The following is a 23,133-nucleotide window of genomic DNA, read 5'->3' on the forward strand; positions in this document are numbered from 1 at the left end:
GGGGGACAACTATATTATGGAACAAGTTGGATTTTATATAGATGTTAGTAAATGTGTGGGTTGTAAGACTTGTACAGTCGCTTGTAAGGATAAGAATAATTTAGAAGTGGGAAGAAACTTCCGAAGAGTTTATGATTTTGAAGAAGGCATTTTTCCAAAACCGTCTATTCACCATGTATCGATTTCGTGTAATCACTGTGATCAGCCCGCCTGCGTACAGGGCTGTCCAACGGGTGCCATGTTTAAACGATCAAAAGATGGAGTCGTTCTCGTCGATCATGATAAATGTGTGGGATGCCGATATTGTGAATGGAACTGTCCATATGGTGCTCCACAGTATGATGAAGAACTTGGAATGATGACAAAATGTGATACCTGTTTTGATCTAAGGGAAAATGGTGAGGAACCGGCTTGCGTAACTTCTTGTCCATTGCGTGCAATTGAGTTTGGGCCGATTGATGAATTACGAAAAAAATATGGTGTTAATGCCGATATTTCAGGTTTACCAAGCTCTTCCATAACAAAACCTAACCTAGTCATTGCTGTAAGAGGAGGGAACTGATATGCACGAATGGGCATTATTAATTATGACTGTATGTGTTCCAACAGCCGTTGGCGGATTCCTATTCCTCTGGCTGTTTCATAAAAAGATTACAAAAGCAGGCGAGGATTCCTATAAAGTTATGAAACTACCGATACTGACCCTTGCTGTTTTAAACCTTATTGGGTTGTTTGCTTCTTTCTTCCACTTAGGGACTCCAACCCATGCTTTGTACACCATTATGGGTTTTGGTCGCTCATGGATGAGCAATGAGATCGTCTTTACCGGTGCTTTCATTGGTTTGGCATGTATGACTGCCGGATTAACGATCTTACAAAAGAAAATAAACCCGATGCTTTTGTTGTTAACAAGTATCGTAGGGTTGATTGATGTTTACTGTATGGCTAGTATTTACACGGTAACTCGCGTAAATGGTTGGGACAGCATAAATACCTATCTCGTATTCTACGGAACTGTATTTACGCTAGGACCTATCATAGCAGCGAGTTTATTGGGAACCAACTTTAAAGGTGAGGCATTTAAGAGTATTGTTAAATGGGCGTTTGCGATAACCATTTTCGGATTAGGTATACAGGTGGTTGGAACAGCGATCTTCGCCGTCTCAACACCAGACATCCAACTGATCAATGGAATAACGGCGGTTGAAAAGCTTTCTACTTATGGAAACATGATTACTTTCCGCTGGGTGCTTGAAGCATTAGGATTAGCTTTACTTGGTTTCTTGGCATTGGCTTCGATGAAAAAGGTAAACTATTCTCTTATCTATCTAGCACTTGCAGTATTTTTTATTGGTGAAGGAATGAGTCGCTATCTGTTCTATGTAATCGGAGCTTAATTCGTTTTACTTTATGCGAATACATTCAGATAAAAACTAATTATTAGGTGAGGGTGAATGAGATGGGTCTATTGGGTAAATGGGTAGAGAGTCTTGATTATGAATATGAAATTTCAACGTCCTGTACTCGCCATCGGAGTCCACATTCCTCCTGTGAAAAGTGTATAGCTGTTTGCGAAGAAAAGGCAATCACACTAGTAAATAATAAGCCTGTTATTGAGAGGGATAAATGTAGCGAGTGTGGAAATTGTATTTCTGCTTGCTCCACCCAATCGATTTCAGGGATTTATCCGAAAAGAACAGTTATCAATAACCAACTTTTGATTACTCGAGAGCACACACCAACCGTGAAGGAACTGCTCGTGTTGCGCAAAAAAGGCGTTAAAGTGATTGTTAGTGAAGAACCTTCATTAAATGGGGCTTGGAAACATGTAGTGGAAGAAACGAATTCGATGTTGGATCAACTTGGTGAAGAGCCTTTCACTATTTCGAATAAGGCTATAGAAAAAGCGGAAGAATCCTATTCTAGAAGAGAACTCTTTTCTCTTTGGAAAAAGAGTAGCCAATCACTCATGGTGCAAGCAACCCCAGCGAAATGGAGGTTTACACACAGCGATCTAGATTTGGAAAAATATTACCCTGATTACCAATTCACAAGTATTGCTGTGGATCCAAATACATGCACATTATGTAAAGCCTGTAATATTCTTTGCGCTAAAAAGTGTCTGACCATATCGGAGACAAGCTTTATTGTGGCAACCCAATCTTGTTCCTCTTGTCAGCTATGTGCAGATATTTGTCCGGAGAAGGCTATCACGATTAAAGAACTTATATCGGCTGTTAACGACATTCATTACCCTATTCATAAGAAGCAATGCAGTGTATGTAACCAACCATACAACACATTGAGGGAAGATGATGAAAAGTGTGTCATGTGTAGTACTAAACGAGAAGGATATCTTTCTTCTAACTAAATTTAACATTTAGGGGTCAGTCCCCCAGTACACAAAAGCTTTAACGTACTTGGGGACTGACCCTTTTTTCCTATTACGACACCCGCACCAGAGGGAGAAGGCGCACAGCGTGCCATGAAATTGCGGATGCCGGGATCACTCCGGAACAGGTGGATTACATCAATGCTCATGGCACCTCAACCTATTATAATGATTTGTATGAAACATTAGCCATAAAGGAAGTATTTAAGGAGCATGCCTACAAGCTTTCTGTCAGTTCCACTAAATCCATGACGGGGCACTTGTTAGGTGCAACAGGTGCAATCAAAGCTATTTTTTCTGTATTAGCCATCAAGGATGGAATCCTCCCGCCAACCATTAACTATGAAACACCGTATGAAGAACTTGATTGAGACTACGTACCAAACGAGGCAAAGAAGAAAGACGTACAGGTGATCCTTTCCAACTCCCTGGGATTTGGCGGACACAATGCCACACAAATTTTTAAAAAGTTTATTGATGCCTGAACATTTAATCGTCATGATTAATTTTTAAGTAGGAAAAAGGAACAAGGTTATTTTTAAAACCTTATTCCATTTTTAATGGAAAACGTTTGGCTGAAAATGATTAGTTTTCTGGGGGTAATAAGCGAGAAGAATGTTTTTGTATTCAAACAATGATTAAACTTTGTTTATAATAGATAAATAGAATGAAAGTAAGTTAATAGACTGAAAATTTATTGTTATTTAAACATTCAATACTTTCTGTTGACTATTCCAAAAAGCGGGGTTAAGATAAAAGGGAAAACATTTGGCTAAAATTTGGCTAAAATTTGGCTGAATAGATTTGGCTTTTTGACGCCAAATAACTTAATAGATAATGAATGGGTGTGGTGCTTGGCAACTCGAAAAGAAATAGCCATTGCTATAAGTTAATGAGCCGGTTTATTGATGAACAAAAGGATGACTTGCCGACAGCGATGTTTATTGCCAGTGACGTCATGGCGATTTTGTAGAAACGGGGGATGGATCTCTATTTTTTACTTTTGAATGATTTGAAAGGGCTTACGATAATGATTGACACATTTAGGGTCATTCCCCCGGCACACTAAAGCTTTCAACAAAAATGGCAGATTTTCCGGATGAACATTTCAACCTGATTTATCAACATCGAATTTACAGAAGAATACGAAAAAGTCCTCTTAGAAGCCTGCAGTAATAGTTGCCCTTCCATCATAGAATACTTACGCTATATGTTTTTTTCACACAGCCAATAGAACTAAACCTCCATGGTATTACTACCGCTAGCCCACTCAATTTCCGGACTTGTTTCACAGATGTATCCGTAGCAACCTAATATTTTGTACGATAAAAAATCCAAAATATTCTGTTTGGTTTCTTCGGTGATGACATGTCCAGGTTTACGACCACGATTACCGTACACAAAGAAAGCTTTACCTTATTTCTTGTAGCCTTGGATCATACGGTTTACATGGTTTTTCGTACATCCAAGGGTGAAAGCAGCACTGTCCTGTTTACCGTCTGTTTCAACTAGTTTTTTATTAATTGTGTACTTTTGATTTTTATCCATAGTTAAGTTAACCTTTCTCATTTTGTCACCTTACAATTATCTTGAGGTTTTTTTATACATTATGAATATTAGGCATTAACCGGAGGTGAAGTAAGGTAACGAATCCAAGTTATATCTATTAAATAGAAGTAATGAGTTATTAAGAGATTTGAAGTTACCAAGAAAGGAGGTGGTGAAAGACTGTTTTGCCCTTTTAGTGTAAAAGAGAAGTTAGAACACTCAAGCTACTAAAGTAATGTAGAAAACAGAAAATAACAACTCTGAAAAAAAGAGGCTGAAAACAGAGAGCCACAACTCTAGAATAAATGAGGCTGAAAACGGAGGATCACATCTCCAGAATAATGTGTTATTTGTATTTTGTAGGAGGTCGAATAAAATGCAACATTACAAGAAAAGTACCAGTGCGATGGCTGTTATGAAAAGGGTTTCAAAAAAAACCCTGTCCGTTATCCTTCCGGTGCTGATGACCCTAACCCTGTTGCCTTTTTTTGCATTTGCGGATTCAGGTGCACAAACAACGATTGGTGGCAAAACAGTTGAGGAACTACAGACGCATATTAATGATCTATATTCAGATGAAACAATCGGCACAACCGGGCGTCTTCATAGGATGCAGGCCTTTATTCTGGAGCTTGCTCTACATGCGAAGCTTAAAAACCCGGACTTTAAAATTATTCCGCAGGACGGAATCGATCTGGCTTTTAAAGATGGCGTTTCTGCCAACGGAGTTGACGAGGGTATCCTTTCTTTAGTTGATGGTTGGGGAATTGAAGGGATGGTAGGAAACGGGCCCTTAACTACTCCAACTACAACCCAACAAAAATACATTGCGTTAAAGCAAGCAGGCATATATGTGTCCGATACTACTGTGGTTAATACCCAACAGCAGCTTGACAATTATTATGCCAGAGCCAATGCGTGGGGCATTATTCCGTATCCGCGTATTGGTGGGGAATTAGCTCAGAGTCTATTCCCCGGATGGCGCTGGGCTGTCAATGGGGATTACTTTTGGGTCGAAAATCCGACCACTATAGGCCTGAGTAGCAGAATAGACGGCACCAGAAATGTCAATAATCTGACTGACGCGAAAAACTACCTATACAATATCAACAGCCGACCTTATGATGCTTGGGACAAATGGGACGCTGAAGAAGCAGCAGTTGTTGCAGAAGGCGGAGAAGGTGATAGGGCTAGAATATATGACTCATACGGCAGTGGCTTACTGGTTCCTTCCGTAGGCGGCCAGTATAAACCGGTTGCTGGAGAAGACGGGGATCCCACTGATATTGATGGCGTGAAAGCGCTATATGGGGACGAATGGGACTGGTGGTGGAGACAAGCAGGTCTTAACGTCAATGACGGTAGAAAGACTTGGCTTGAAGCGCTCAGGAACTCAGACTATGATGTTATTTATATTGATTCGTTTTACAATCATAGGGCTTTTCCGGAAAACCAAACCCCTCTTACAAAAGAAGAGATCGATAGCCTTAAGGTTAAGTCCGACGGTGGCAGGCGGCAGGTCATCGCGTATTTGAGCATCGGCTCGGCGGAGCAGAATCGTTGGTACGCCCAGGATGAGTGGACAATGGCAGATCCTAATAATCCGAATACACCTAGGAGTATGAAAGCCGGCACAACAACCGGAAGCGGAGCCTCAAGAGTATATACTCCTGCCGAAGAAGGCACTCCGACGTGGCTGGCTTTCGGTTATGGCGGAAACTACACTGAAGAGGCCATAGTGCAATGGTGGGATCCGGCGTGGAGAGACATTATTATCAACGGCGACGGCCAATACAACCATAAGACTACCGGAGACAACACGTCTTCCATTGACAGAATCATAAACCAGGGATTTGACGGAGTGTATTTGGACAATGTAGGTGTCTATAGCAACAGTAGATGGCCATCATGGGAAACCTACTGGACTGCTAATGGAGGTATTCCCGGTGGATCCGTTTTATCCAAATTCACATTCACTTATAATGGTGCCGATGTCATTGATGGCTCCGTTCCAAACACGGAAAATGACGTTTGGAGTGCAGACACAAGTGTCTTGCCAAACCACACCAACACGATACCAGTTCCAAAGTTGAACCTACCTACTGGCATGATGGCAAATTGGGTCGTTACTGCCTCGCAGGATCCCGCCTACAAGGTGGGCGACGTAATCGTGAACCCATCCTCAATTATAGCTTGGAAGGGCATCACCTTCAAACTGAGGTTAGTAAACATTGAAGGAGTTTCATTGTCAACTAAAGCAATCGTTCGACATGATGGCGGAACATTGAATGTGGCTGTAAAAACAAATAATGCGGTTGACTTAACAGCTGTATCAGCTGAATTAGTGGATTCAAACGGAAATTCACTGAACCCAGCTATTTCCGCAAGTGGTGAGATTGTAAGCGATTCAGCAATATTGGGTCTTCAACTTCCATTTCATCTGCCGGTAGGAACTTATACAGTTAAAGTTACACTGGGTAATAACGAATTACAGGATATGTCTCAAACATTCAAAGTAAACCTGAAACCTATGAGTTTTGCTTTGATTCCTAAGAACCAAAATGTAAATATCGGTGACATGGTTACTTTCTCCGCAAAAGCTGCATATGGCGACGAAAACTACACGTATCAGTGGCAGCAGCTCGTTAAGGGCGCTTGGACGGATATTGCAAACACTAACAGTGGCGATTACACCGTAAAGGCAGCCCTTTCACTGGATAACACAACTTATCGATGCGTCATAAAAGACACCTCAGGAAATTCCATAACTTCTAAGGAAGTTACATTGAAAGTAAAGAAAAAATAGCAAATTTGTGAAAAGCTAACGAAAAAATCTGGTCCGAAATTGACTTCGGATCAGATCTTTTTACAATTATGGGCTTTAGCCTGTTGAGCACGCTTTTTGTGCGAAACAGATAACTTAGGTTGCAATCTAAGTTTATTAACTATATTAACTTGGGGAGGTTAGGAATTGAAAAAAGTATTCGGAGGGCTTGCGATCCTGTTAATCGTTTGCCTGGTGTTGTCAAGCTCATTGGATGCCGCAAGGGCGGAGTTCAGCTCGGTGAAGGCTCCCGGAAACGACATTGTATGGAATGGGGCGAATGATAGAGAAGTAGCAGCAGTTATTGATGCCGTTCAAAACGATACGCGCAAAAATGCTTCTGGCCCTAAAATAACATCCAATGCCCACAATTCGGAATTTCCAGGTATCTACTTTAACTGGGATTCCAAACAATCGGACAATGGCCACTTAAAGGTTCAGGCTTCGGTATTCGATAAGTTTGAAAGCTTCATTCTGACCGCGAAAACATCCAATTCATACTGGGATTTCGAAATCGCGATCCAGCCTGGCCAGGAAATGACCGAAGATGATTGCTTTGTGTTCTTTATCCCAAAGATGAAGGAAGGCAAAAACATCAACATGGTATTTATTAGTGAGTTCAAACAAAAGTCGCTTGTGTTACAGGGGCTTAACTATACGGAGAATCCTGTTGATATTCCGAATCCGGACAGGGGCTTTTACAGACCCCAATCATATGTAATTCCGGTTGACGGTGGAACTCCAAGTTTTCCTAACTTAAAGGCCACCATAACAGGTACCACGGTCCCTGTCGATGCTAGCATCGTTTATATGGAATTTGACCTGAGAAACTTTTCGTCGAATGCCCCCCTCAATGGAAGACCCATTGGACCCTGGAGTGCTGCTGGTGCTACTCCGCCAGAATATGGAACAACTCAACCTATAACACCCGCTGCGCTTGATTATGTAAGGAAAGCACTTCAAAGGGTAAGAGATAGCGATGCTGTTGCCATTGTGAAATTTAGTTATGACGGAAGGGGCTATACTTATATTGATAGTGGAATTTATGACCAGGTCATTCACGATAGCGAACCAGGGGCGCCACAAGGTCGGGGTTGGTATGAAACAGGAATTCCTGAGGAATCTGATTTGAGTGGTATACCCGGTCACGAGGACAAAAACTGGGTACAATATCATCTTTGGCAGCTTGGAAATGTTTTCAGCGACTTCGAAGATAGCATAATGGCTGTTAAAGGGGGTATCTTTGGCCCATGGGGCGAAATGCACTCGTCATCATATGCCAGCACTCGGGAGGGTTACCATTGGCTTCTGAATGCGTTGCTGAACTATGTTCCCGATTCGCGTTCAATTTTAGTACATGCGGGCGGAGTCATGGCATGGCATAACGTTGAGTATGGTACTGATTATAGCTTTACTAATTTAATGCCGGCCCCGGCACGCGGAACACCGGCGCAACGTTTCGGTATGTTCAACGATAGTTATACGTACGGTTTGGACGGTGACTGGTATAATGACAATGGCTCGCTTTCCGAAGGGTATGCATTAATTGGAACTGGGGATCCGGATGATTTTGATCGTAACGTTGTTTTAACCTGGATGAGAAATCAAAATAACTTCTATGGCGGTGAAACAGTTGGGCCCGGTGCTGCCGATAATATCTATCCCAGATTTCCAAACGTTCTTTATGAATCTGCTTATGCTCAAACTACTCATTTGAATACAAGTTATAACCAAAACACTTATGCTCTTTGGGGTAATTTTGTTTATAATGAAGCAAACGTCACCGCACCGTTTACGCCTCCACACGATGGAGTGACTCGAACGGCAATCTTTGACCCGGTGTATGACGGCAGAAACGGAATGGAATATATGCGTGACAGATTGGGCTACCGGTTAGTGTTGCGTGAGGCTAATGCAAGTGAATGGGTAGTGCGGAATGGTACCCTGAGGTTCGAAGGGAAGATTCAAAACGTGGGCTTTGGTAATGTAGTAAACAAGAAAAATGTGTCGGTAATTCTGAAAGCCAAAGACGGTTCTAACACCTACACGGCACTTACGAACCTTGACGCAAGGGATTGGCGGCCAGATTTGGACAGCAGGGCAAGCAATACCGCTGCATACCGTGATTTGAACTTCTCAATTAAGATGAGCGCATTTGGTTCTGTGCCTGCTGGTGACTATGATATTTACTTGAAGATCAATGATCCTAAAGAAACTAGCACTAACAGGCGAAGTATACAGTTTGCGAATCACGATATTTGGAATACTTCCCTTGGAGCAAACTTAATTGGTTCGACGACAGTCAAGTAGACAATAGACTTGTTCGAGAACCCGGTTGGGTTCGCGAACAAGTCTTGCATTTTTTTTGGCCCAAAGCCCTCAAAACTGCTATTTTTATAAGATACAAAAATCATATAGTTAATTTGTAGGACGTCTCCCTTATTTCTGTTGGCGCAGGTATACACGAGGGGAGGCGTCTTTCCTGTCCAAAATTTGACAATATAAGGTCATTATACTTGTCAAATTTTGGACAGGAAATACCATCAAATTTCTGTAATTTAGGGCCACCAAAAACGATATAAGATAAAAAGAGTGTTTTTAGATAGTCGGGTTGAAAATTAATTATTTTTTGAACATTTTGTATTTTGTGTTGACTATTGAAATAACAAGGGTTAACATAATAGGGAAAACGTTTGGCTAAAAGTTTGGCTTCGAGTTTGATTTTTGGCTAATTAACTTGATAGAAAGTAATGAAAGGGTGTGAGTGCTTGGTAACTCTAAAAGAAATAGCGGATATAGTAGGAGTATCCATTTCAACTGTGTCAAGAGTTCTTAATAATGATACAAGTCGTTCAGTTGGCGAACAAACTAGAAAAAAAATATTAGAAGTGGCCGAAGAATTAGAATATCGGCCCAATGCATGGGCGCAGAAGCTGGTAAAAGGGAGCAGGGAAGGAAGCCAGACAATCGGGAAAATTGGCTGTATTATTTCTGTACCGTATGCTCAGTTTTCCTATCCTTATTTTACAGAAATTCTTAAAGGGATTGAATCTGCCCTATCAAAAAGGAAAAGTTCACTTTCTTTTGTACATACCATTGATGAACTGCGCGATCCTGAAGTGTTAAAAAAATTTATTACCGAAACAAAAGTAGACGGGATTATCCTTGTTGGAAGTATTATCCAGGACTTATACAAAATAATAAAAGATAATTCGAGAGCAGTTGTTGGAATTGATGTGAATGATGTGACCATCCCGACGGTGAGTACAGACCGTCAGCATGCCTCAAAGGCAGCGGTTGAGCATTTACTTTCAAAAGGGCACCAAAAAATTGGGTTTATTGGTGGTGTTGGCATATCGGGAGACATCACTAGAGAAAAACGTTTCAGAGGATATAGAGATGCACACCTTAATGCAGGAATAGAAATCAATCCAAACAGGATTATCAATGCGGAATGGCAGATCGAAAATTGCTATAAGTTAATGAGCCGGTTTATTGATGAACAAAAGGATGACTTACCGACAGCTATGTTTATTGCCAGTGATGTTATGGCCATATCGGCGATGCGGGCCGCCGCCGATAAGGGGTTGAAAATACCAGAAGATCTTGCATTTTTTGGCTTTGATAATATTGAAATTTCAAAATACACCGCGCCGCCACTATCCACCATCCATATCCCTAAAATTGAAATTGGCGAGATGGCTGCTAATGTGCTATTTGATTATATGGAAGAAAGATATGTGGTGCCAATGAGAATTCTTCTTCCTTATGAATTGTGTATTCGTCAATCAACTTAGTATGAACCACAGAAGCAATTGCTGCCCCAGATTACTTAATTTTAAAAAAAGCGGGAGTTTGAAGCGATTAATCTTTGACTAAATTGAAAGGGCTTTCATGCGCGATTAACTAGGATTCGTTCTGTCCAATCAGAACTTCCAATAAATAATAAATTTTTCTATTCAAAAGGGGGAAGTAGATGGTTGTGAATTTATCCCAAATCATTAGCGAATTGTAAGATAAATTTAAGGAGGAGATTTTGTGAGGTTAAAAAAGTCGTTCGCAGTCGTACTCTCATTTTTACTCATTATGTCAATTGTTACAGCTTGCAGCAGTAGCAGCTCTGGGGGAACTGATTCTGGAAAAATAACGTTAGTCATGTGGTCACATAAAGATACAGGGATTGAAGAAGCAGATAAACAATTGGTAAAGGCGTTTGAAGACTCACATCCGAATATCAAAATTAAGTTTCAAAACTTTCCTTATGATGAATACGTCAATAAGCTAAAAGCATCTTTTAGTGCCAGCAACGGTCCAGATCTTGCTGAAATGTTTGGAACCTGGGTGCCTCAGTACACTAAAAATGATTTATTGCTCGAGGTCCCTAATGGAGACCAATATAAAAATGATTTCTATGAAGCCCCGCTTGGCGGTTACTTAAAAGATGGAAAGGTTTATGGTGTTCCGCTTGAGTACAATATTGAGAACGGTTCCATGCTTGCTTATCCGGATATGTTCAAGGATGCCGGATTAGAGTATCCAAAAACTTGGGATGAATTAGTGGCAGCGGCTAAAAAATTGACGGTTATGGATGGAAAGAACATCAAGGTAAAAGGCTTTGATTTCACCTCTTATGACTCTGTCACTTTCTTGTTCTTATCGATGATTTTACAACAAGGTGGAGACTATTGGGATTCAAATGGCCATATAAACTTCCACTCACCTGAAGCGATCAAGGCTATGAATGAAATGGTTACATTGGCCAGGGATTATAAAGTGGCTGATTATAAAGAAATGAATTATGATTTGGATAGCTCTGACTACTTCTTTAAGGGAGAATCTGCGATGACGATGAGAGGTCCATGGGTCATCCCTGCTGCAGAAACCACTTATCAAGTTGAAAATTTTGATTATGCGCCGATCCCATCTTTCACTAGCAATCCGCCATCCTTCGCTTCTGAATCCGGATGGGGAATCGTTGGTAATAAGAAAACGAAGCATAAAGAAGCAGTACTTAAGTATCTGGAATTTGTAAGCCAACCTGAAAATGCATTGGCCTGGAATCTTGTTTCCCATACCGTTCCAGCCCAAAAATCTGTAGCACAAGGACCAGACTTTATTAAAGCTGCACCCATGATGGAAACGCCTCTTAGTGTCCTTGAATATGGAAAATACATTGGTCCAATTGGTGATCGTGACTACATGTGGGATGAAATAAACGCTGCATTCATCGAGATGTGTGAGAACAAGACTTCTGTCGAAGACGGCCTGAAAAAGCTTGAAACGAACATTAACAAGATGCTCGACGGACAATAATGAAGCGGCCCCCTTCCCAAGAAGGAGGGGGGCAATCATCCAAGAAAGGGGTTGAACTCGTGGAGGTAAAACAAGAAATAGTTAAGCCAGTGTCATATCGGTCCCAGTATAAAAAATCCAAAAGGAATAATCGTGAACTAAAATTCATTATCCTGTCCTTGACACCGATTCTGCTCCTTTTTGTTGTTTTCATGGTTATACCAATTATATGGGGGATCATTCTCTCTTTCTATCAATATGATCCTTTAGCAGACCATTCGCCCTTCATCGCACTGAAAAACTATACTGAATTATGGAAGGATCCAGTCTTTCTTGCCTCCTTGAAGGCGACATTAATTTTCGTGTTCGTTGCAGTACCAGCAAATATTTTGATCACACTGCCTATTGCAAGCATGATCAATAGAGTGAGAAATCGATTTGTAAGAAATACGTTTCGGACCCTGTTTTTCTTACCGGCTATTGCCCCGTTATCTGCTGCTTCATTAATTTGGTCTACCATGCTTCGAAGCGGAAATGATGGGCTGTTTAACATGATTTTAGCTTTTTTCGGTCACGCCAATGTCGGTTGGCTGACAGACGGGAAAATGGCGATGATTTCCGTTATTATTGTGACGCTTTGGGCAGATGTTGCCTATAACATTATTATTTTTATGGCTGGTTTGGATGCCATTCCAAAGGTATTTTATGAAGCAGCAGAACTGGACGGTGCCAATGGTTTTCAGAAATTCAGGCATATTACGCTGCCGTTGCTTCAAAGAACATCACTTTTTATTTTAATCATGACGGTCATTTCCTATTTCCAGATGTTTGCTCAATTCCAGATTATGACCAAAGGCGGTCCAGGCGGTGCGACCAATGTACTCTCCTTGAGCATATATAAAACTGCTTTCGGCTATTCGCGAATGGGGTATGCCTCCGCAATGGCCACGGTTTTGCTACTTATTATTCTACTCATCTCGCTCATTCAGCTCCGTGTTGGGAGAAGTCAATGGGAATATTAAGGAGGGTTGCTTCATGAGAAGGGGCAAAAAAATTAGTTTTCCATACATTTTAATGATCACTTTTCTAACCATCGCATCCTTCATAATGATCATCCCATATCTATGGATGGTGCTCTCCTCGCTAAAGGGGAATTTAGAGATTATTTCATCCACCTCTATTCTTCCTCATAAGGTTACATTTGAAGGGTATAAAACCGTTTTTCAAGATGCACCGTTTGTACGCTGGTTATTTAATAGTTTATTTACAGCCACGCTTATTACCGTTGCAACTGTATTTTCAAGTGCGCTATCAGGTTATATTTTTGCAAAGTTTCGGTTTGCCGGGAAACAAATGATCTTTCTTGTGGTGATTGCCACGATGATGATTCCACCACAAATTCTGATGATTCCTACGTATTTAATTATTTATAAATTAGGTTTGATCGATAATCTTTCGGCGGTGATTTTACCAAGCTTGGTCAGTGCGTTTGGTGTATTCCTGGCAAGGCAAGCCATTGAGGAACTGCCTTATGATTTGATAGAATCTGCCCGGATTGATGGGGCTGGTGAATTTTTTATTTTTAATCGAATCATTCTCCCTCTAGTCAGACCGATGTTATCCGCCTTAGCGATATTTACATTTATGGCTGCTTGGAATAACTATGTCTGGCCATTAATTGTCTTAAATGATGAAGAGAAAATGACTTTGCCTTTGGCGCTAGTCTTTTTTAACGGGTCACATGTGACCAACTATAATATCGTCATGTCCGCCTCAGTCCTAATCATGATTCCAGTGTTTATTGTATTCCTAATCTTCCAAAAGCAGTTCGTTAAGGGTCTGGCTTTAACGGGCTTCAAATAAGCCGTAATTAGGCGTTTCAAATAAATAAGATGAAATAGGAAAGGGAGATCATTATGTTGAAAGTAAGTATTATCGGTGCAGGCAGTGAGTTTACTCAAAACATCGTTGTGGATATTCTCACTATCAAGGGGTTGGACGAAGGAATCATCGCTCTTGTCGATCTTGATGCTGAGCGTTTGGATATCGCCCATCAGCTTGTTGAAAAAATCATCGAAAAGATAGGTAAAAAGTGGTCTGTCATTGGCTCGACTGACCGGAAAAAGGTAATTGCTGATTCGGATTTTGTCATCAATCAAATTGAAGTAGCGGGATTACATACTGTTAAGTTGGAATATGAAATTCCTCTAAAATATGGTGTGAAGCAGTGTATTGGAGATACATTAGGACCTGGGGGGTTGTTCAAAACATTGCGTACACTTCCGGCCTGGCTTGCCATTGTAAAGGATATTGAAGAACTTGCACCAAATGCGACCATACTAAACTATACAAACCCAATGTCAGCTGTCACCCTTGCCACAACGAAGGTGACAACTATCCCGGTTGTGGGTCTTTGCCACTCCATACAAAATACCTCTAACGATTTAGCAAGATATTTAGGCATTCCTTATGATGAATTGAAATGGAGAGCTGGCGGGATTAACCACATGTCATGGTTTGTTGAACTTACACATAATGGTAAGGATATGTATCCTGTTTTAAGAGAAAAAATGAAGGACGCTGACCTGCTTGCCCAGGATCCTGTTAAATTTGATGCCATGCAATACCTTGGGGCTTTTGTATCTGAGTCCAGCGGTCATTTCTCTGAGTATATTCCTTATTATCGTAAGAGACAGGATTTAATAGATAAGCACTGTAGTACTGGGTACAATGGAGGGACTGGATTTTATGCCAACAGTTGGCCAACATGGCGTAAAGAAAACGACGAGGAAATAAGAAGAAAGCTGACTGGTGAGGATGAAATTAAACTGGAATCCAGTGATGAATATGCAGCGGTGATTATTGAAGGTATGGTTAAAAATGAACCTAAAGTTATCTACGGGAATGTATTGAATCAAGGTTTAATTGAAAACTTGAAACCAGACGGTGTCGTAGAAGTGGCCTGCTTGGTTGACCGAAATGGGGTGCATCCAACCCGATTTGGCCGTTTGCCAGAGCATTTAGCGGCTTTATGCCGAACCAATCAGGCTTTCTTTGAGCTTGCGGTGGATGCTGCTCTAAACAAAGATAAAGAAATGGCGATGCACGCTTTGATGGTGGATCCACTGACTGCAGCTGTTTGTTCTTTAGGGGAAATAAAAGCCATGTTTGATGAATTATATGAAGCAGAACGTAGCTATATTGAGATTTAATATTAGAGAATTAGAGAAAAAATAGATTTCGAGACTATGATATTGATATCAACTTGGATTGGGTGATGGGAACAGTCATGTTCTCTTCACCCGAAATAAAGAAGCTTGGTGTAGCGACTAATACATGGAAGAAAACTTATGCGAAAGTTTTTGGAAATGATGGAGGGGTTATAGTGAGTCCAGTAGGAATAGTAGGAAATTTTAACTTAGACATCGTTATTGGTGGTCTAGAAGAACAGCCGAAATGGGATACTGAAGTAATGGCACAAGGCTTCGAAAAACGTGTTGCAGGAACTGCAGGATACATGGCCCTTGCCTTACATTCACTTGGGCTCCGACCCGTAATCATCTCTTCTGTCGGAGAAGACCAGGATGGTAGCTTTTTGCTGGAACAATTAGATCAGCTTGGTATTGAAACAGGTGGGATTGTTGGATTAAAGGGCAGTCAAACCCCCACGAGTTTTGTCATTGTCCATAAGAATGGTTCAAGAGCCATTGTCTCAGTATCTGGTGCCCACGATGAGTTCGGCATAGATATGTATAACGAAAAAAAGGATCTTTTAACAGACAACAAAGAGGTTGTTATTTGTGGGAATTTCTTACTCCCGAAATTTACAGTGGTAGATGCTTTAGAGGTTGCCATTGAGCAAAAAAGATTAGGAAAGAAAATCTACTTTGATCCATCATGGGACCCACATGGCTGGAAAGTTGAAACAAGAAAGAATACTTTAGAGCTTATAAAATATGTGGATGTTTGTTTATTAAATGAAACTGAGATTTGTCATTTAACAAATGAACTAGATTGGAAAAAAGCTGTTAATATTGTTGGCCAATATTGCGATGAAGTCGTTGTAAAACTTGGAGAAAAGGGAGCAGCTGTTTTTGTTGGAGGAGAATTACACACAGTAAAAGGATACACAGTGTCTGTCGTTGATACGACAGGAGCTGGAGATACTTTTGATATGGGGTATCTTTATGCTAGCCGAAAAGGTTGGTCATTTGAAAGAAGATTGGATTTTGCCAATAAAATCGCTTCTATTTTAATTTCTCAAAAGACAAGAGAAAAATATCCCCAATTATTAGAGACTTGAATTTAAAAATTTATGAAAAGAACTGGCAAAGTGTCTTTAATAAGCCCTCTTAAGGACAAAATGTATGAATTGAAACGGAAATGTATCTTTAATAAGCCCAGTTAATGACAATGAAAACCGTGATAGGCACTATTCACTTTGTGTTTTAAGATAACACAGCCAACGGTTTTAGACTCAAATAGTCCAAGGCCTGATTGACTTGGTCGATATCGTATATTTTTTTCTCAAGACAAAACTGAATGACCAAATCCCCAGTGTCACTGTTCGACAATAAGTAACCGGCTGAGCTCAAGAGCTTATCGGTTTCTTTTTTGTTTAACTGAAGTGCTAGAGCTAGAGCGATGATGGTAGTTTTTCCAGGTCGGTAGCTTGAATTGGATCGTATTTTTGAAAAATGTTTGCGGTCCATTCCAGCTCTTTTGTAGATTTCTGTGTCACTGGCACCATTTCTAAGTCCCCCCGTACACAAAAGCATTAACGTACTGGGGGACTGACCCCGTTTTTCCATTTTTTAGTTATTCATTGGAAAGATTGTCAATCGCCTGAACAGCTAATTCCAATGCTTTGATTCTTCTTTTTAAAAGTGTTTTTTGAGGACTACTTGCCTTTAACTTTGCATAAATGTTCTCAATGGATGGGAATAAACCAGTAAGAACAATACGAGCTTCTGCGAAATCTTCCTGTGTGTAAGGATGGGGTATTTGATTCCAAACGTATTCTAGCATGGCTAATCCTATGTAAAGAGCATTGAGTCGTTTCTTTAGTAAGGTAGTATTTGCTCCTTTCTGAGTCATCTGAGCCAGGGCTTTTTCGGATTTACTGATTGTCGATTGGAAGGATTTTATGGATTCCATTTTTTCTACACTTGAAACGTTTTCCATGTTATTGCTGCCCTCTCTTTGTCTCTGAATTATTTGCTTAACATCAAAAACTAATTGCTGGGCAGTTGGATGCCGCGCCAGTCGCTTACATCGCATTGGCCATATTCATTATCACCCACAGCAACTACACTGCCGTCCGATTTAAGACCGATGGTATGGGCACAACCCGCCGCAATCGCCACAATATCGTGCCAATCACTTACATTACATTGGCCATACTCATTCCAACCTACAGCCGCTACCGTACCGTCTGATTTAAGTCCGATGGTATGATTACTACCCGCCGCAATCGCCACTATACCGTCCCAGCTGTTTACATCGCATTGGTTATGTTTATTCTTACCTTCAGCCGTCACCGTACCGTCTGATTTAAGTCCGATGGTATGAAGATAACCCGCTGCAATCGCCACAATATCACACCAGCTGCTTACATTGCATTGGTGAAACCGATTATTGCCCACTGCCGTCACCGTGCCGTCCAATTTAAGACCAATAGTATGCCAGTCACCCGCCGATACCGCCATAATATCATGCCAGCCGCTTACATTGCATTCACCATCATTATTTCGGCCCACTGCTACCACTGTGCCATCCGATTTAAGCCCAATGGTACGACGCCAACCTGCCGCAACGGCTACAATATCGCGCCAGCCGTTTACATCGCATTGGTCATGCTTATTCCAACCCACAGCCGCTACAGTACGGTCAGATTTAAGACCGATTGTGTGAGCATTTCCCGTATTCATCGCCATATGAACATTGCCAGCCGCTACCCCCACAATATCGCGCCAGCCGCTTACATCACATTGGCCATATTTATTATCACCAATAGCCGTCACCGTGCCGTCCGATTTTAGTCCGATGGTATGACGACGACCCGCTGCTATGGTATCTTTCGGCCACCGCTTCACCTTTAGCACCGCTTCTTTCCGTGAAATGTAATCCATGTCTTACCTCCTTGAAAACAATTCAGATTCTATTTATAGGCATTCGGAATTTCACTATTCATTTTCCTCATTTCACTAATAAGTATATCAGTTTGGGGGATTAGGGTCAGTCCTTCGGTAGACTTAAGCTTTAACTAACTGAGGGACTGATCCCAATCTTTCAAAAATAAAGGAATCGGTGTGTTTTTGTTGAACTTACTTAATTAGGTGTTTGATTCTCAGAAAGGGCTGGATCAAGTTGAGGTGGTATAGAAATGTACATGATTATTTATTTACTGTTAGCGATTATTGGCGGGACTTTCATTGGCGTGCAAGCCGGAATCAATGGTGTGCTGGGAAAAAGGATTGGCATTATCGAAGGTAGTTTTGTTTCGTTTTTTATCGGTACAATTATTCTCTTATTACTTGCTATTTTCCTAGGGAAAGGAGATTTATTAAAAGTAACAACCGTTCCAAAATGGCAGCTAATTGGTGGAGCACTTGGAGTGGGATATGTAACAATTATGGTCGCTGTCGTACCAAAGATTGGAGTAGCTTCAGCGATTACGGCCGTCATTGTTGGACAGTTATTGATCAGTGTAACACTTGATCACTTTGGGTTCTTTATCAAACAACCGATACCCATTGATTGGTACCGCATTACGGGTTTAGTCCTTTTAGTTATCTCGTTGTTGTTGATATTTAAGGGGAACGGTAAGTGGTTTTGAGGGAGTGGGAAAATTGGCACATGATAAAATGATCGAAAAAATCCTACGTGTTAAGAGGTTATTGGTAAAATATTTACATAAAGAACCAAATTAATTTAGGAGGAGTTAAATATGGGATTACAGGTTGTAAGATTTGAAAAAGATAATAAAGAGCAGTGGGGAGTTGTATCAAATAATAAAATTCTTGTATTAAAGGATTCCTATTCTTCTTTAGCTCATTTTTTAGAAGAAGGTGTCGAAGCCGCTAGAAAATTAAAAGAACAAGGACAAGGTGAATTTCTTTTATTAAATGAAGTGACAATCTTAAGCCCTGTGACCAAACCAGCAAGAATTGTCTGTCAGGGTGCTAATTACTCATCTCATCGTGCTGAAGCTGGAATGGATGAAGCCCGGCCGCCATTTAATTTGTTTTTTAGTAAAGCAGATAGCACACTTTGTGGTCCATACTCGGAGATTATTCGTCCATCCCATGTTAAACTTTTAGACTATGAAATTGAGCTAGGGCTAGTTATTGGAACGGAGATTTCTTCATCGGTTGAAGTGACAGAAGAAAACCTTCATCAATATATTGCAGGGCTTGTCATTATGAATGATGTTTCTGCTCGAGATGTACAACTCTCTGAGGGGCAATTTTTAAAAGGGAAGAGCTACCGTACTTTTGGACCAACAGGGCCTTTTTTATACTTACTTGACAAGGAAGAGGTTCCACTCATTCATAATCTCGAATTAAATTTATGGGTAAATGATGAATTACGCCAATCGGCAAACACGAATCAATTATTATTCAAACCTTATGAAACTCTAACAGAGCTTTCAGAAATTATGGATCTTTCAAAAGGTGATTTGGTTATTACAGGTACAACTGGCGGAGTAGCACTAAGGCTTACACCAGAGACAATGGGACAACTATCAAGCCATGTGGTCTCTTACGCTGAGAAAGTAGATTTACTTCTTGAAAGTCAAATAAATAACGGTAGATATCTGAAAGATGGAGATGTTATTCGTTCTCAAATTAAGAGTAAAGATGGGAAAATTGACCTAGGTGAACAAGTTAATAAAGTGGTTTCTAGTAAAGTAGCCATTTCTTAAAATTGTATTTGTTCAATACGAGGGTGTCCCAAAAGTATAACTTTTAGGGGCACCACTTTTTTCTGGGTCTTTCTATAAAATTTGTCTGTTGATTTCTACTCTAGGCGCTTCGCTTTTTATTGAGCGATCCGGGGGGGGGCGAAGAAAGAAGGTTTCATCGACCGAAGTCGTAGTAGGACCGTTTGTTCGGTCGATAAGAGAAGGTTACATCGACCGAAAACGTAGTAGGACCGTTCGTTCGGTCGATGAGAGAAGGTTTCATCGACCGAAGTCGTAGTAGGACCATGCGTTCGGTCGATGAGAGAAGGTTTCATCGACCGAACTCGGAGTAGGACCGTTCGTTCGGTCGATGAGAGAAGGTTTCATCGACCGAAAACGTAGTAGGACCATGCGTTCGGTCGATGAGAGAAGGTTTCATCGACCGAAAACGTAGTAGGACCATGCGTTCGGTCGATGAGAGAAGGTTTCATCGACCGAAATCGTAGTAGGACCGTTCGTTCGGTCGATGAGAGAAGGTTCCATCGACCGAAATCGTAGTAGGACCATGCGTTCGGTCGATGAGAGAAGGTTTCATCGACCGAAAACGTAGTAGGACCATGCGTTCGGTCGATGAGAGAAGGTTTCATCGACCGAAAACGTAGTAGGACCGTTCGTTCGGTCGATGAGAGAAGGTTCCATCGACCGAAATCGTAGTAGGACCATGCGTTCGGTCGATGAGAGAAGGTTTCATCGACCGAAAAAGTAGTAGGACCGTTCGTTCGGTCGATGAAAGAAGGTCCCATCGACCGAAGTCGTAGTAGGACCGTGTGTTCGGTCGATGAAAGAAGGTTCCAACAACCGAAATCGGTGAATCGATTCCGAAGGCAACTGTGTCCCGAATCAAGGATGCATTCAGCGGGGAAATTACCTGCCTGATTTTTACGATTAGTATCCATTTTCTCACTAAACATCATACAAAAAAACTGAGTCAAAAGGGCCGTCAGTTAACGACCTTTTGACTCAGCATCAACCTCTTGTTCTTACATAACTGAACCTCTCATGACTAAAGTCACTAGTGTCCTCGGCTATCCCAAAAAAAATAAATTAATGCTTAACAGTCTCTATTCTTCTTGTGATATGCTTTGTCCCCCACTCATGCATTGCTTCCAAAATAGGCTTCAATGTCATTCCATACTCAGTTATTGAATACTCAACTTTTGGTGGGATTTGAGGATATACTTCCCGACTTATCAGCCCTTCTTCTTCTAATTCTCGTAATTGATTGGTTAGCATTTTGGGTGTAATACCTACTAGTGCTTTTTTTAATTCACCATATCGCATTGTACCCTCCGACATTAGAAATAATAAGATAGTTGGCTTCCATTTTCCAACTAGGATTGAAAGAGCACCTTGTAATTTACAGTGATTTGGTTGTATTTTCATGTTAACCTCCATTAGTATCTTTTTGTATACTATATCACTCTAAAGTGCATACTTACAAAATTAATTTTAATAATTTATAATGATTCTAATAGTTAAAAAAGGGGATGGAAATATGAAACTTCGTGAAATAAAAAAAATATGGACGGTAAACGAACAAAAAGTTAGTCCTATTCATACCGCTGGACCAGTTCTAGCTCCTGGAAATTGGATGGATTATGACCCGTTTTTATTATTAATGGAAGATAAATTTGAAAAAGGAGCATTTGATGTACATCCTCATCGTGGTATAGAGACCCTAACATATATCATCGATGGAAGAATTCAACATTATGACAATGCTACTGGTGCGGGAGGGATTCTAGAAAAGGGTGACCTGCAATTTATGACTGCCGGTAGAGGGGTTCTTCATAACGAATCACCACTTGATGGTGAAAAAGTTCATCTTCTTCAACTTTGGGTTAACTTACCAGGTAAATTTAAAATGGTAAAACCTCGTTATCAAAATATGCATGCAAAAGACATGCCTGTTCGTGAGGAGAATGGTGCTTTAATTAGGGTATATTCAGGTTCGTCAGGAGATATTGTATCAAATACACTGAATTACGCACCTGTTACATTTGTAGAAATCGTTTTAGAAAAAGGATCATCCGCTATTCAGGATCTTCCCGGTACTTATAATGGCTATATTTATGTATTAGAAGGAAGTGGCACATTCGGAGAAAATAAAGTCGAAGCAAAAAAAGGGCAAGCGATGTGGATTGGTTCTGCAGATGAAGAGAGTAGCAGTGGTATCCAGTTATTAGCAAACGAAAATTTACGACTTGTTCTGTTTGCAGGTGAGCCTATCAAAGAACCTGTAGTAGCATATGGACCTTTCGTAATGAATACAGAAGAAGAAATACGACAGGCATATCAGGATTATCATGCGGGTAAATTCGAAACTTTAGAAGATTAAGGAATTTACCGAAATAGTTATTCTGAATTTGATTATGGTCTAAGGGTCATTCCCCCGGTAAACTAAAGCTTTAGCACACCGAGGAATGACCCTAGTATTCTAAATTAAAGAACAAGGCGCCAGGCTCCATCCAGATATTGGATGATGTCTGGCGCCTTTATTATTTGTCAACCATCAGTGCTTCCTTTTATGAAGCAATATTTTAGGGTAGTTTCAACGTAAAATAGGCACTTAATTCAGTGGCAATGACCTAACTTGAATCATAATTTGTTGAAGAGAGTACACGTGGTATCTGCTGGTTTCATTTACGCAAAACGACAAATTACCTTCGTTCTACTCTCCTTTTAGGTGTCGGTTTAACCTGATTATTAAATAGAAAGGGGAGGAAAAAATGCATAATTTTCAAAATGACCTACAAATGTTGGGAATGGGTAATTACCAAGTTGGTGAAATGAATTATATGGATCCTCAGAACCAAGATATGCGCCAGTTTGGATTTGGCCGTTGTGGGGGATTTGGTCGTTGTGGAGGATTTGGTCGTTGTGGAGGCTTTCATCATTGCGGAGGATTTCACCGTTGCGGTTTTAGCTGTTTTAGCTGTTTCTCCTGCTTTAGCTGTTCCAACTGTTGGGGTTGGTAGTTTTTCAAAAAAATTTGGTTATTTTATGAATAGCAAGTGCTCCTGTATGAGTGTCACAGGGGCACTTCTTTTTTGGTTTGTCATAATGGACAAATAAAAGTACATAAAATGATAATGGATATTTAGGAATGAT

22 protein-coding genes and 1 pseudogene are annotated in these 23,133 nt (G+C 40.7%); 17 read left to right on the forward strand and 6 right to left on the reverse strand.

Features of this window, described 5'->3' with window-relative positions; genetic code table 11:
- Positions 1-16 precede the first annotated feature (16 nt).
- The 5 genes and pseudogenes from NSS81_RS24480 to NSS81_RS24500 all read left to right on the forward strand — a co-directional run bounded on the left by NSS81_RS24480 (position 17) and on the right by NSS81_RS24500 (position 3,365).
- Complete coding sequence (locus NSS81_RS24480) at positions 17-562, forward strand: DMSO/selenate family reductase complex B subunit (protein ID WP_342431207.1); 546 nt, start codon at positions 17-19, stop codon at positions 560-562.
- Position 563: 1 nt separating this feature from the next.
- On the forward strand, positions 564-1,397 hold the full coding sequence (locus NSS81_RS24485; RefSeq protein WP_342431208.1) for a DmsC/YnfH family molybdoenzyme membrane anchor subunit: 834 nt from the start codon (positions 564-566) through the stop codon (positions 1,395-1,397).
- A 62-nt stretch (positions 1,398-1,459) separates the two neighbouring features.
- Positions 1,460-2,371, forward strand: coding sequence for a polyferredoxin (locus NSS81_RS24490; protein WP_342431209.1), 912 nt, complete (start codon positions 1,460-1,462; stop codon positions 2,369-2,371).
- 66 nt (positions 2,372-2,437) lie between these two features.
- Positions 2,438-2,877: pseudogene (locus NSS81_RS24495) on the forward strand (beta-ketoacyl-[acyl-carrier-protein] synthase II); the annotation flags it as partial.
- Positions 2,878-3,233: 356 nt separating this feature from the next.
- Positions 3,234-3,365 (forward strand): hypothetical protein, encoded by a 132-nt coding sequence (locus NSS81_RS24500; RefSeq protein WP_342431210.1) that lies wholly within the window; start codon positions 3,234-3,236, stop codon positions 3,363-3,365.
- A 443-nt stretch (positions 3,366-3,808) separates the two neighbouring features.
- Here the strand turns inward: NSS81_RS24500 and NSS81_RS24505 are convergent, their stop codons facing one another.
- Positions 3,809-3,961: a hypothetical protein gene (locus NSS81_RS24505; protein WP_342431211.1), complete on the reverse strand. Its 153-nt coding sequence runs from the start codon at positions 3,959-3,961 to the stop codon at positions 3,809-3,811.
- A 355-nt stretch (positions 3,962-4,316) separates the two neighbouring features.
- Here NSS81_RS24505 and NSS81_RS24510 point away from each other — a divergent pair, with 355 nt between their 5' ends.
- From NSS81_RS24510 to NSS81_RS24545, 8 genes are all read left to right on the forward strand, one after another.
- Positions 4,317-6,746: a hypothetical protein gene (locus NSS81_RS24510; protein ID WP_342431212.1), complete on the forward strand. Its 2,430-nt coding sequence runs from the start codon at positions 4,317-4,319 to the stop codon at positions 6,744-6,746.
- A gap of 165 nt (positions 6,747-6,911) precedes the next feature.
- Positions 6,912-9,074, forward strand: a complete 2,163-nt coding sequence (locus NSS81_RS24515; RefSeq protein ID WP_342431213.1) for a DUF4832 domain-containing protein — start codon at positions 6,912-6,914, stop codon at positions 9,072-9,074.
- Between the two features lie 458 nt (positions 9,075-9,532).
- Positions 9,533-10,561 (forward strand): LacI family DNA-binding transcriptional regulator, encoded by a 1,029-nt coding sequence (locus NSS81_RS24520; RefSeq protein WP_342431214.1) that lies wholly within the window; start codon positions 9,533-9,535, stop codon positions 10,559-10,561.
- 241 nt (positions 10,562-10,802) lie between these two features.
- A complete protein-coding gene (locus NSS81_RS24525; protein WP_342431215.1) occupies positions 10,803-12,077 on the forward strand; it encodes an ABC transporter substrate-binding protein in 1,275 nt (424 codons plus the stop codon).
- Between the two features lie 59 nt (positions 12,078-12,136).
- Positions 12,137-13,078, forward strand: coding sequence for a sugar ABC transporter permease (locus tag NSS81_RS24530; RefSeq protein ID WP_342431216.1), 942 nt, complete (start codon positions 12,137-12,139; stop codon positions 13,076-13,078).
- A gap of 13 nt (positions 13,079-13,091) precedes the next feature.
- Positions 13,092-13,919 carry a carbohydrate ABC transporter permease gene (locus tag NSS81_RS24535; protein WP_342431217.1) on the forward strand — a complete coding sequence of 276 codons (828 nt, stop codon included), beginning with the start codon at positions 13,092-13,094 and terminating at the stop codon, positions 13,917-13,919.
- A gap of 53 nt (positions 13,920-13,972) precedes the next feature.
- Entirely contained in the window at positions 13,973-15,268 is a 1,296-nt protein-coding gene (melA, locus tag NSS81_RS24540) for an alpha-galactosidase (protein ID WP_342431218.1), read from the forward strand.
- A 173-nt stretch (positions 15,269-15,441) separates the two neighbouring features.
- Positions 15,442-16,359 (forward strand): carbohydrate kinase family protein, encoded by a 918-nt coding sequence (locus tag NSS81_RS24545; RefSeq protein WP_342431219.1) that lies wholly within the window; start codon positions 15,442-15,444, stop codon positions 16,357-16,359.
- A gap of 145 nt (positions 16,360-16,504) precedes the next feature.
- Here NSS81_RS24545 and NSS81_RS24550 read toward each other — a convergent pair whose 3' ends face one another.
- Genes NSS81_RS24550 through NSS81_RS24560 form a run of 3 tightly spaced genes read right to left on the reverse strand, consistent with a single transcriptional unit; the run spans position 16,505 to position 18,187 of the window.
- Positions 16,505-16,867, reverse strand: a complete 363-nt coding sequence (locus NSS81_RS24550; protein WP_342431220.1) for a hypothetical protein — start codon at positions 16,865-16,867, stop codon at positions 16,505-16,507.
- Between the two features lie 7 nt (positions 16,868-16,874).
- Positions 16,875-17,240 carry a hypothetical protein gene (locus tag NSS81_RS24555; RefSeq protein WP_342431221.1) on the reverse strand — a complete coding sequence of 122 codons (366 nt, stop codon included), beginning with the start codon at positions 17,238-17,240 and terminating at the stop codon, positions 16,875-16,877.
- Between the two features lie 50 nt (positions 17,241-17,290).
- Positions 17,291-18,187 carry a chromosome condensation regulator gene (locus tag NSS81_RS24560; RefSeq protein ID WP_342431222.1) on the reverse strand — a complete coding sequence of 299 codons (897 nt, stop codon included), beginning with the start codon at positions 18,185-18,187 and terminating at the stop codon, positions 17,291-17,293.
- A gap of 254 nt (positions 18,188-18,441) precedes the next feature.
- Here NSS81_RS24560 and NSS81_RS24565 point away from each other — a divergent pair, with 254 nt between their 5' ends.
- Both NSS81_RS24565 and NSS81_RS24570 read left to right on the forward strand, forming a co-directional pair.
- Positions 18,442-18,894: a DMT family transporter gene (locus NSS81_RS24565; protein ID WP_342431223.1), complete on the forward strand. Its 453-nt coding sequence runs from the start codon at positions 18,442-18,444 to the stop codon at positions 18,892-18,894.
- 111 nt (positions 18,895-19,005) lie between these two features.
- Complete coding sequence (locus NSS81_RS24570; protein WP_342431224.1) at positions 19,006-19,983, forward strand: fumarylacetoacetate hydrolase family protein; 978 nt, start codon at positions 19,006-19,008, stop codon at positions 19,981-19,983.
- A 622-nt stretch (positions 19,984-20,605) separates the two neighbouring features.
- Here NSS81_RS24570 and NSS81_RS24575 read toward each other — a convergent pair.
- Together NSS81_RS24575 and NSS81_RS24580 are read right to left on the reverse strand one after the other, a co-directional pair.
- Positions 20,606-20,926: a hypothetical protein gene (locus NSS81_RS24575; protein ID WP_342431225.1), complete on the reverse strand. Its 321-nt coding sequence runs from the start codon at positions 20,924-20,926 to the stop codon at positions 20,606-20,608.
- Between the two features lie 140 nt (positions 20,927-21,066).
- Positions 21,067-21,405, reverse strand: a complete 339-nt coding sequence (locus tag NSS81_RS24580) for a helix-turn-helix domain-containing protein (protein WP_342431226.1) — start codon at positions 21,403-21,405, stop codon at positions 21,067-21,069.
- Between the two features lie 112 nt (positions 21,406-21,517).
- Between NSS81_RS24580 and NSS81_RS24585 the strand changes: the two genes are divergently transcribed.
- Together NSS81_RS24585 and NSS81_RS24590 are read left to right on the forward strand one after the other, a co-directional pair.
- Positions 21,518-22,360 carry a pirin family protein gene (locus NSS81_RS24585; RefSeq protein WP_342431227.1) on the forward strand — a complete coding sequence of 281 codons (843 nt, stop codon included), beginning with the start codon at positions 21,518-21,520 and terminating at the stop codon, positions 22,358-22,360.
- A 524-nt stretch (positions 22,361-22,884) separates the two neighbouring features.
- On the forward strand, positions 22,885-23,097 hold the full coding sequence (locus NSS81_RS24590; protein ID WP_342431228.1) for a hypothetical protein: 213 nt from the start codon (positions 22,885-22,887) through the stop codon (positions 23,095-23,097).
- The last annotated feature ends 36 nt before the right edge of the window (positions 23,098-23,133 follow it).

This window comes from Neobacillus sp. FSL H8-0543 (assembly GCF_038592905.1).
Lineage (GTDB): Bacteria > Bacillota > Bacilli > Bacillales > Cytobacillaceae > Neobacillus.